General features: G+C 40.4%; 10 protein-coding genes, 1 tRNA gene and 1 other RNA gene. 5 read left to right on the forward strand and 7 right to left on the reverse strand.

Going from position 1 to position 11,076, the window contains the following annotated elements:
* Positions 1–8: 8 nt before the first annotated feature.
* The 4 genes from rsmH to queA form a co-directional block, all read right to left on the reverse strand.
* Entirely contained in the window at positions 9–938 is a 930-nt protein-coding gene (gene rsmH / locus Q0212_RS01605) for a 16S rRNA (cytosine(1402)-N(4))-methyltransferase RsmH (RefSeq protein ID WP_297921203.1), read from the reverse strand.
* Positions 939–1,107: 169 nt separating this feature from the next.
* Positions 1,108–1,462, reverse strand: an RNA gene (gene rnpB, locus Q0212_RS01610) — RNase P RNA component class A.
* A gap of 43 nt (positions 1,463–1,505) precedes the next feature.
* Positions 1,506–1,652 carry a hypothetical protein gene (locus Q0212_RS01615; protein ID WP_297921206.1) on the reverse strand — a complete coding sequence of 49 codons (147 nt, stop codon included), beginning with the start codon at positions 1,650–1,652 and terminating at the stop codon, positions 1,506–1,508.
* Positions 1,653–1,730: 78 nt separating this feature from the next.
* A complete protein-coding gene (gene queA, locus Q0212_RS01620) occupies positions 1,731–2,768 on the reverse strand; it encodes a tRNA preQ1(34) S-adenosylmethionine ribosyltransferase-isomerase QueA (protein WP_297921209.1) in 1,038 nt (345 codons plus the stop codon).
* Between the two features lie 102 nt (positions 2,769–2,870).
* Between queA and Q0212_RS01625 the strand changes: the two genes are divergently transcribed.
* The 3 genes from Q0212_RS01625 to Q0212_RS01635 all read left to right on the forward strand — a co-directional run bounded on the left by Q0212_RS01625 (position 2,871) and on the right by Q0212_RS01635 (position 5,218).
* Positions 2,871–2,957, forward strand: a tRNA-Leu gene (locus Q0212_RS01625).
* Between the two features lie 174 nt (positions 2,958–3,131).
* A complete protein-coding gene (gene purT, locus Q0212_RS01630; protein WP_297921212.1) occupies positions 3,132–4,328 on the forward strand; it encodes a formate-dependent phosphoribosylglycinamide formyltransferase in 1,197 nt (398 codons plus the stop codon).
* 71 nt (positions 4,329–4,399) lie between these two features.
* The gene (locus Q0212_RS01635) at positions 4,400–5,218 is read left to right on the forward strand and encodes a hypothetical protein (RefSeq protein ID WP_297921215.1); all 819 of its coding nucleotides are present in this window, start codon (positions 4,400–4,402) and stop codon (positions 5,216–5,218) included.
* On the opposite strand, the gene Q0212_RS01640 is transcribed toward Q0212_RS01635, so the two are convergent.
* Genes Q0212_RS01640 through Q0212_RS01650 form a run of 3 tightly spaced genes read right to left on the reverse strand, consistent with a single transcriptional unit; the run spans position 5,215 to position 7,585 of the window.
* Positions 5,215–5,406: a hypothetical protein gene (locus Q0212_RS01640; RefSeq protein WP_297921218.1), complete on the reverse strand. Its 192-nt coding sequence runs from the start codon at positions 5,404–5,406 to the stop codon at positions 5,215–5,217. The two genes, Q0212_RS01635 and Q0212_RS01640, sit on opposite strands and share 4 nt — an antisense overlap.
* Positions 5,407–5,417: 11 nt before the next feature.
* The gene (locus Q0212_RS01645; RefSeq protein ID WP_297921221.1) at positions 5,418–6,359 is read right to left on the reverse strand and encodes a hypothetical protein; all 942 of its coding nucleotides are present in this window, start codon (positions 6,357–6,359) and stop codon (positions 5,418–5,420) included.
* Positions 6,360–6,376: 17 nt separating this feature from the next.
* Positions 6,377–7,585 (reverse strand): RtcB family protein, encoded by a 1,209-nt coding sequence (locus Q0212_RS01650; RefSeq protein ID WP_297921224.1) that lies wholly within the window; start codon positions 7,583–7,585, stop codon positions 6,377–6,379.
* A 416-nt stretch (positions 7,586–8,001) separates the two neighbouring features.
* Between Q0212_RS01650 and Q0212_RS01655 the strand changes: the two genes are divergently transcribed.
* Both Q0212_RS01655 and Q0212_RS01660 read left to right on the forward strand, forming a co-directional pair.
* Entirely contained in the window at positions 8,002–8,409 is a 408-nt protein-coding gene (locus tag Q0212_RS01655) for a GFA family protein (RefSeq protein WP_297921227.1), read from the forward strand.
* A gap of 362 nt (positions 8,410–8,771) precedes the next feature.
* Positions 8,772–11,076 (forward strand): choice-of-anchor L domain-containing protein (locus Q0212_RS01660; protein WP_297921230.1); only part of this gene is annotated, 2,305 nt, incomplete at its 3' end.

The following is an 11,076-nucleotide window of genomic DNA, read 5'->3' on the forward strand; positions in this document are numbered from 1 at the left end:
ACAGACTCTTATAGCTTTTGTGCCTTGCGTAAATAAGCACTCCGTGCACGTGGATTGGCCGAGACTTCTTCATGACTCGCGGCAGTTTTACCTAAAAGCTTCACTTGAGGATTTAACTCACTATTACGAATAGGTAAATCGCGAGGCAAATCATCACCACGCGCTTGTTTTTGCAAAAATTGTTTAATCAAACGGTCTTCTAAAGAATGAAAACTAATCACCGCCAATTTACCTTGTGGTTTTAACGCCTCAATCGCTTGTGGTAAAAAGTGTTTAATATCATCTAATTCTTGATTAACAGCTATTCTTATAGCCTGAAAACACCGTGTTGCTGGATGTTTATGTCGTTCCCATGCAGGATGAGCGGTGGCAATAATCTCAGCTAAAACTTTAGTGCTAGTAATAGGCTGTTGTTCTAGTGCCTTTTTTATCGCTTTTGCAATACGGCGGCTATGACGCTCTTCACCATATTGAAAAAAAACATCGGCTAATTCACTTTCACTGACGGTTTGCAGCCACTCAGCCGCGCTTTGCCCTTGATTAGGGTTCATGCGCATATCTAAAGGGCCATCGTTCATAAAACTAAAACCACGACTGGCATCATCTAATTGCGGTGAAGACACACCTAAATCGGCCATAACACCGTCAATTTTACCCATTAATTGCTGTTGGCTAAGCTGATTTTCTAAGCTGGCAAAACTATCGTGAATAATGGTAAATCGAGCATCTTCGGCCATTAGTTGTTGGCCTACAGCTATCGCTTCGGGGTCTTTATCAAACGCTAAAACACGGGCTTGTGCAGATAATTTGCTCAATAATAGACGACTATGGCCACCACGACCAAAGGTGGCATCGATATAAATACCATTTGTGTCACCGACAATCGCATCGACTGTCTCATGCAATAACACTGATTGATGCACAAAAGGACTGTTCATAAGACTTAAAGTTTAGAGAGGGGAATAATTAGGATTAGGCAATTGCCACACAGTTTACTTTTTGACGCGTAAATCGTTTAAGCCGTTGATAGGAATAGAATAAGACGATGCAGCGCAAACTGCAAACTATAGGGAGAGCTTGAGTTAACGTCAAGTAGCTAATAAAAAAAATGAGAGTCAGCCGATAAGCTGGGTTCTGTCGAGGACGGTCATTCCTCTAGGCGTATAGTCACCTATACGCTCAAGCAACCTACCCACATCCAGCGCGGGCCACGCCAATGGATGCCTATTTGGTCTTGCTTCAAGTGGGGTTTACCCTGCCGCTCCTGTTGCCAGTTGCGCGGTGCGCTCTTACCGCACCTTTTCACCCTTACCTGCTTGGTGTTTGCACACCAAACATCGGCGGTTCAGCTCTCTGTTGCACTTTCCGTCAGTTCACACTGCCTAGGCGTTACCTAGCACTTTGCCCTTTGAAGCCCAGACTTTCCTCCCCCTTTACAGGCGGCGACCGTCTGGCCGACTCTCAGGGGCGCAAGGATAACAGGCTTTGTATAATAGGCAAGAAATTTAATTTGATTTTACCCAAATGCCACCTTCACCAACAAAATAGTTATGATAGTCCGCAACTTCGAGGTTATAGACTGTGCGTGTTTTGACAGGAAAATCCCATTCGCCATCATTGGGATAAACGATCAAATGGGTCTTTATGCCCAAGTCAACCGCGAACTTTGATTAAAAAACGCACACAGGCTAAATATTGAATTTGTCCTTTAAGAGTTGGGTTAATTCATTTCAAGAAATCTTAGAACGCTCCACAAACATCGCATCGCCATAACTAAAAAAGCGATATTTTTGTTCAACGGCTTGCGCATAAGCATTCATCACGGCTTCTTTGCCTGCAAAGGCACAGACCAACATTAATAAGGTGGATTCAGGCAAATGAAAATTGGTAAACAACGCTTCTACCACTTTCCATTGATAACTGGGATAAATAAAAATTTGTGTTTCACCAGACCAAGCCTTTAACTGGCCATCATTATATAAAGCGGCACTTTCTAAAGCTCTGACGCTGGTTGTACCAATCGCAATCACGCGGCCACCTTTAGCTTTTGTTTCGTTAATCGCTTGTACGGTTTCTTGGGGTACATTTAACCATTCACTGTGCATTTGATGGTCACGAATATCCTCTGTTTTCACAGGTCTAAATGTACCTGCCCCCACATGCAAGGTCACATAAGCAAAATTTGCACCTGCTGCTTTTAAATTGGCTAATAAGGTGTCATCAAAATGCAAACCTGCGGTGGGTGCAGCCACAGAGTTTTGTTTATTGGGGTCGCTATAAACCGTTTGATAACGCTCGCTATCATCTTGTTCTACTTGACGATTAAGATAGGGAGGCAATGGCATTTCACCACATTGCGCCAACACACCGCGAATCGGCTGACTAAATTGTAATTTAAATAAGTCTTCTATCCTTTCGAGCATCTGTGCTTGCACTTGACCATTCGCAAACAACAGTTGCGCACCTGCTTTGGGTGAATTGCTCGCACGTAAATGTACTAAAGCAGTATCGTCACTAATAATACGTTCAACCAATACTTCAACTTTACCACCTGAACTTTTTTGGCCATATAAACGCGCCGCCAACACACGAGTATCATTAAACACCAATAAATCATTGGGCTTAATTAGAGTTGGTAAATCAACGACTTGTTTATGTTGTACACCCTGTTGTGACAAATACAATAAACGGGATGCTGAGCGTTGTTCCAAAGGATAACGGGCAATTAATTCATCAGGTAAATGATAGCTAAAATCAGACAGTTGCATGGATTTGGGCAAGAATTAGACAAATAGGGCGCATATTATAGCAAGTTTTTATTAAAAAGCTTGACGCTAATGATTTGGTGATTATAATCGCAAGCCTACCTTGCCTAGGTGGCGGAATCGGTAGACGCAGTGGACTCAAAATCCACCGCCTTTGCGGGCGTGCCGGTTCGAGTCCGGCTCTAGGCACCAAATAAGATTCCAAGATAGTCAATATCTTCTAAAAAGCCTTGATTTGTAACGAGTCAGGGCTTTTTTGTTTATAGTCATCTATATAACATTCCTCTTAAGCCTTCTTTGAATAATTGTACTTTTCAACTAAACCGCTATCATACACAGCAATCTTACTTTCTAGAGTACACACGCATGAAATTTGGCACACCATTAACTAACACCGCCACCAAAGTCATGTTATTAGGTTCAGGAGAATTGGGTAAAGAAGTGGTTATTTCTTTGCAACGTTTGGGCGTGGAAGTGATTGCCGTGGATAGATATGCGAATGCGCCTGCGCATCAAGTGGCACATCGCGCCCATGTAATTAATATGAGCAATGCTGATGAGTTACGTGCTTTAATTATTGCCGAAAAACCGCATTTTATTGTCCCTGAAATTGAAGCGATTGCGACCCAAGTTTTAGTTGATATTGAGCAAGAAGGCATTGCTGAAGTCATTCCAACTGCACGTGCAGTCAATTTAACCATGAACCGCGAAGGCATTCGTCGTTTAGCCGCCGAAGAACTACAATTACCCACCTCCCCTTATGCCTTTGCTGAAAGTTTAGAACAGCTTCAAGCGGCGGCTGATAAGATCGGTTTTCCGTGTTTTATCAAACCTGTGATGTCCTCTTCGGGTAAAGGCCAATCTAAAGTGGATAATGTTGCAGAATTAGCCGCCGCATGGGATTACGCCTTAGCCAGTGGCCGAGTAAATCATGGCAAAGTGATTCTTGAAGGCATGATTAATTTTGATTTTGAAATTACCCTGCTCACTGTGCGTGCTGTAGGTGCAAACGGTCAAGTACAAACTTTCTTCTGTGATGCGATTGGTCACAAACAAGTGGCAGGTGATTATGTCGAAAGTTGGCAACCCCAAGCGATGAGTGAAGTTGCCTTAGCAAAAGCCCGTGACATTGCTGATAAAGTCACTACCAATTTAGGCGGTCGTGGCATTTTTGGCGTTGAACTATTTGTCAAAGGTGATGAGGTGTGGTTTTCTGAAGTAAGCCCTCGCCCACACGATACTGGTTTAGTCACTTTGGCTAGTCAATATCAATCAGAATTTGAAATTCATGCTCGTGCGATTTTAGGTTTGCCTGTTAATACCGCTTGTCATAGTGTGGCCGCTAGTGCGGTGATTTATGGTGGCTTAGAAGCCCAAGGTATTGCTTTTGAAGGCGTTGCTGAGGCCTTACGAGTGCCTAATAGTGATTTACGTTTATTTGGTAAGCCCGAAAGTTTTGCTAAACGTCGTATGGGCGTGGTGTTATGTCGCGCAGACAATGTTGATTTAGCAAGAGAAAATGCCAGAGAAAGTGCTGGACGAGTAAAGCCGACTTTAGCTTAACTTTTAGCCTAATTAGGACTATGCTACAAGACAAAGGGCAATTACTTTTGTCTTATAAGAAAGGAAACATCATGCTAAAAAAACTTTTATTACTTAGTAGCATAACATTACTAACAGCCTGTAACGAAACCGATTCTAATGATATTAGTACAGATAAATTAGTCCTCAATGGTAGTCTCTTTGTAGAAAATGATGCTGCTAAAATGATAGTAGATTTTACTAAAGAAAAATCTCATGTCACTGTTGTACTAAATGGTGGTGATTTTGTACAAGCAACGGATAGCAAAAGTACTAATGTCATGGAATATCAAGATGATACTATTTGGGGTAGCTCTTATCGTGCAACACTTCCCTTAGATATCAATAATAGCTATAAAGTTATTTTTAATCGTGCAGCACAAAATCAAAAATTTGAAAGTACATTCCCTGCCATTCCTGCCGCATTTAGTATTGTCGCTCCTATTGACAAACAGACTTTTTCCGTAACATCTAACCCAACCATTGATGTGAAATGGGACAACAAAATCCCTAGCGACAAACTTTTTTTGCGAGGCAGATATAGCTGTGGCTGGACTGCAAATCCTGCCGTGTTAGATGCCAAATCTCAAAAAATGCTTAGCGAATTAACTAATGGACAAGCTATTGATATTACTTTAAATGATAAAGAAAGAGATTTAAAGACACGTATTTTACATGTTCAAGAAGCTGTTCAATCTATGACCGAAGGCTTAAAGAATTCTTATCCTGATAGCACATTGACCTTTAATGGTTGTGATGTAGATTTAGAGCTCATAGCTAAAAGTTTTAGTACAGCAAGTGCTGAGTTTTCAGGCAAAAGTGAATTACAAAGCTATCGAAAAGTGACTATGGAAACCACATTAACCCCCTAAGCGACTTTTTTAAGTCCATCCGCACGGGAGGAAAAAGCCTCCCGTGCGGACATTTGTGTGTGTTGACGTTCGGTGCGGCGTAAAGCTTTTTCACTTTTACCATGAGCACCACCTTTTTGCGCAATCGCAACCAAAGTCACTAAATTACGCGGTCTTTTTTGCAGTTTGACTGCATGTCGTTTAGGCATTTTTCTATCTCCTAAGCTGCCCAGCGATACCATTGCCAAATATCTTGGCGTTTTTTGACCTTTTTTACTTTCGGGTCAGACTCTAAAAATAACGGCCCTTTATTCACTCGCTCAAAGGCGAATTTTTCGGGCAAATCACTATATAAAGAACGAGGGGGAATATGTTCATCATCCAAACGTTTTAAGGCATTTCCCGTTTGCCACGCATGATAAAACACTTCTTTAAAACCTAATTCTTCTTGTAAAAACCATAATGCAGCAGTCAGCATAGCCTCACTCCATGTCTTTTGATGTTGTTGAATATCCGTTTGATAATCAAGCACCACATCCACAGGTAACCAACCATTACGCCACCAAACACGGTCTTCGTGTTCTTGTTTGGCCTGTTTAGCTGCTGCATGTAACTCAGCATAATCACGTAACCAATCCGACTGAATCTCTTCAATCATTGCTTGGCCTGTTTGCCAATCCCAATCCAAACGCGCCCATGCCAAGGTAATACGTTGCTCAGACATAGGATGATGCCAACGGCCATAACGCCATACTTGACCAACACCTTGGTCTAAAAAACTTTTTACATGAGAAAGGGGTAAATTTAATTGCAATACTGCATTGAGTCCTGCACGACTGGTTTGATACCAAGGGTTCCATTGCTCATCGCCCCATTGTGCAAGATTTAACACATAATTATGAATGGACTGTTGTGGCCAATAATGCAATAACTCTGCTAACGCAATATCATCACGACCACAACGCGCCAACCAGTCCTTAATCAAAGGTTTATTTAACCAATGAGCATAGCGGCTCTTCTTTATATCCCGAATAGTCCGCATACCGCCATGTTGTTGCAGCCGCCCTAACAAGTACAACACATAACGGTCACGGTGGTAGTAAAAACAAGTTTTCTCTTTAGGTAAACAAGCAATGACTTCGTCTAGTTGGCTTTGTTTCATTAGTAACCTCCTTTTTACTAACCCTTCACACACACAATTTGGCGTAAGGTATGAACGACCTCCACTAAATCGCTTTGATACGCCATAACAGCTTCAATGTCTTTATAAGCCGCAGGGATTTCATCCACTACCCCTTTGTCTTTACGACATTCAATACCCTCAGTTTGTAACACCAAGTCATGACTATCAAATTTACGTTTAGCTTCCATTCGACTCATTTTGCGCCCTGCTCCATGCGAACAAGAACAAAATGACTCACCATTACCTTTACCACGTACAATATAGGACTTTGCGCCCATACTGCCCGGAATAATGCCTAACTGCCCTTGTTGTGCGCTAATTGCACCCTTACGAGTAATATAAACCTGCTCACCAAAATGGGTTTCTTGTTCAACATAATTATGATGACAATTAATCGCTTCTTTGGTGAGCTCAAAACTCGGTAATACTGTTTTCAGTGCTTCCACCACTAAACGCATCATTTCCCGACGATTGAGCATGGCATAATCTTGTGCCCAAGAGACCGCTTCAACATAGTCCGCAAAATGTTGTGTACCTTCCACCAAGTAAGACAAATCTTTATCAGGCAAATGGCCATATTCACGGTGCATATCCTTTTTGGCCAACTCAATAAAATATCGACCAATACAGTTGCCAATACCTCGGCTACCAGAATGTAGCATCACCCAAACATCTTGGTTTTCATCTAAACAGATTTCGATAAAATGATTACCGCCACCCAATGTGCCTAACTGTCGTGCCCATGTTTGGCGAAACTGCTTGATCATTTTCATGATACCTGCATGTTTACCAACAATTTTATCAATGCCCACATCTAAGGCACTGATACTAGAAGCTTTGACAGTTTCGCGTTTGTGTTCAGCAAAACCAACAGGCACAGCTTTTTCAATCGCAGTACGCAATACTTTTGGATTATCAGGAAGTTGATGGGCTTTAAGTGACAAGCGCACAGCATTCATGCCACAACCAATATCCACACCCACTGCTGCTGGAATAATTGCGCCTTTGGTCGGAATCACCGAACCAACAGTTGCACCAATACCAACATGAACATCAGGCATGGCAGCAATATGCGAATAAACAAAAGGTAAAGCAGCTATGTTGCGTAATTGTTGTAAAGCTTGTGGGTCAACCTCGTTAGTAAAAATTTTAACGGGCTTGTGACCATTTTTTTCGTTGGCATTTAAAACCAATTGTACAGGCATGATAAATCTCTCAACGAACCAACCACATATCAGTCAGTTCAGATATTTAAACAAATAGGGATCACTATTTGTTTTGGGTAATCCATACAACAGCTTTTGTTTCTGGGTGAGAAACACAAAACTATTGCCCAAAGAAAAAGCCCTAGCGAATTAAGCTAGGGCTTTAAACTCTAGCTTGAAGGGTTATCACTCCTTCAAGCTAAGATTCTTGAAGAAGTGTATTAAGCAAATTGTAAATACTGAATACTACTCATTGTTCAAGAACCTCCAAAATCGTTTGAAATAGCCAATGTGCTATCGAATGGCGCGCATATTAGTATTTCTTATGTAAATAATCAATATATCTGACAAAAGATTTTTTAACAGCAGACAAAATGCTACATTGAGGCGACCAAAAACCTTAATGAGATTCGATTATGCTAACAGGTAGTTGTTTATGTGGTGGGATTCACTATCAATATGCAGGTGACATTACAGAAATTGCCTTATGTCATTGCCAACAATGCCGCAAAGCCCAAGGCTCTGCCTTTGCGAGTAATTCGCCAATTGACAGCCGTTTATTTACCTTCACCCAAGGTGAAGAGCTATTACAAAGCTACTATTCTAGCCCATTAAAAAAACGAGTTTTTTGTCAACGTTGTGGCAGTCCACTCTATAGCCAACGAGATGATTTACCAGAGATTATTCGTTTACGTTTAGGCACTTTAGACAGCCCTATTAGTTGCCAGCCCAGTTACCATATTTATGCGGCAAGTAAGGCTGAATGGTGGACAATTAATGATGATAAACCACAGTACTCCAAACTAAAACCTCGTGAAAATTAAGACTTTTTGTCAAGGAGACGACTTAATAACCCCATTGCCTCGATAAAAGTCTTTATATTGCTTCACAGAGTGACAAAAAACAGCATATTTTTATTTAAAAACCCTTTAATATAAGTAGAGATATAGATTTATGAGCTTTGACTTTTTCGATGCGTACATCGCTAAAAGCATGATATAAGATCTTACTTGGTCATCTTATCGGTACAACAAACCAATTAAACATTAATCACTAGAGATCAAATTAAGATTGTTGTAGATTTATAATTAGATATAAATGAAGTACTCAACATCAGATAGTGCATTCATTAAAAGTAAAAGAATCAGTTTGCTAACACAGCCTGTCCACATGGAGAATTCTCATCATGGCTACAATTAACGGCACAAACAATAACGAAACACTACTTGGTACAAATGGTGACGATACCCTTTATGGCTTAGCAGGCAATGACACTCTATTTGGACTCGAAGGCAATGATACGCTTGATGGTGGCACTGGTATAGATTCATTATCTGGTGATTTAGGTGACGACCAATATTCTGTTGATGATACTAATGACATTGTTGTGGAATTGATTAATCAGGGTAAAGACTCCGTTTTATCAACCGTGACTTATACCTTATCTGCTAACCTTGAGAACCTCACATTATTGGGTAATTTAGCCATTAATGGCACGGGTAATGACTCTGCCAATTTGATACTAGGCAACAGTGCTAACAATATTTTAGTCGGTGGCGGTGGATTCGATACCATTGAAGGCGGCTCTGGAGATGATAGCATCACTGGCGGTGGAACGACTGATAAACTTTATGGACAAGATGGCAATGACACACTAACAGGTGGTGGTGGCTCAGATGAACTATACGGTGGCGCAGGCAATGACTTACTAAGTACCGTTGGTGCAGGCGAAGCGATTCCATCTACTATTGATCCATTTACATTGTATGACTCAACAGTCAAAAGCGCACAAGACCTAGCAAATGCGATTCTTGCACCTGTCACTAATGGTCAAACTTCAAATATTCAACTTATCAGTGACTCTGCCAAATACACAGGTGCAAATCAAGCCGCTGCTTTTTTTGAAAAATTAGAATTTGGACAATTAGAAGGTGTCAACTTTTCTTTAGGCAAAGGTATTGTTTTAACGAGTGGTGATGCCCAAATTCCTAGGAGCAATACTTCTACAGGCTTTGGTAAAAATAATAATACGAATGGGGATGAACAGCTTACTACCATCGTAAATGAACTTTTTCCAGGCTCAAAAAGTTTTGATGCTTCAGTTTTAGAGTTTAAATTTACTGTTACTGATGCAAATTTAACGCAAGTTACGTTTGATATTTTATTTGGCTCTGACGAATATCCTGAATATGTTGGACAATTTGTCGATATAGCTGCGGTATATGTTGATGGTATTAACTATGCCTTCTTCGAGAATGGTAAACCATTAAGTGTTATTCAAGATAACTTAACGCCTGGCAACTTTTACAACAACAAAGATCGTGCTTTAGCTATCGAATATGATGGAATGTCTGCACCACTTAAAATAACAGGTAATCTACTTGGTGCTGGTGAACATACCATTCGTATTGCCATCGCTGATACTAAAGATTCTATTTTAGACTCTGGTATTTTTATTTCTAATTTACAAGCAGTTGCTGATACAGGTGAAACTGGGGTACGCCTAAACAATAGCGATATTTTAGATGGTGGCCCAGGTGCCGATACCATGAAAGCGGGTTATGGTAATGACTTCTATTCTGTTGATAATGTTGGTGATGTTATTGAAGAAGATGATGGCAAAGGTAATGACACCGTTAATAGCACCATTAATTACACCCTTTCTGCAAATTTAGAAAACCTCAACTTATTAGAAACACAAAATGGTGATAACAATCTAACTGGTGAAGGCAATGCTAAAAACAACCGCTTAAAAGGCAATAGTGGCAATAACCTATTAGTTGGTAATGCAGGAAATGATACCCTTGATGGCGGATTAGGTACTGACACATTAGTTGGCGGAGAAGGCGACGATAGTTATATTATTCGTGATGAAAGTGACGTGATCATTGAAAGTGGCTTATCAACAAATGATATCGTAAAAAGTACCGTTTCTTTCACCTTATCAAATAATCTCGAACATTTAATATTATTAGATAATGCCTTAAATGGGACAGGTAACACAGGTAACAACCGCGTTACGGGCAATAAACTCAACAATATATTAACAGGTGATGCAGGAAACGACACACTTGATGGTAGTGAGGGTGATGATACTTTAATTGGTGGGACAGGTGACGACACATACTATATTGACTCCGCTAAAGATATCATCAATGAATTAATAGGCCAAGGTAAAGATACTGTTTTTAGCAGTATCAGTTATGTGTTAGCCGCCAACATAGAAAATATCACCCTAACAGGTGATGCAAACCTTGATGCTACAGGAAATGATATTAATAATATTATTACAGGCAATAACGGCAAAAACATTCTCACTGGTGGAAAAGGTAATGATATCTATATTATTGGTGAAGGTGACACAGTTATTGAACTTGAAAATGAAGGCATTGACAGTATTCAAAGTTCTGTAAGTTATAATTTAAGCAATAGTCATATTGAGAATCTCAGCTTACTAGGCAAAGATAATATTGATGCTATAGGAAACCACT

It is taken from the genome of uncultured Agitococcus sp. (genome assembly GCF_937920075.1).
Classification (GTDB): Bacteria; Pseudomonadota; Gammaproteobacteria; order Pseudomonadales; family Moraxellaceae; genus Agitococcus.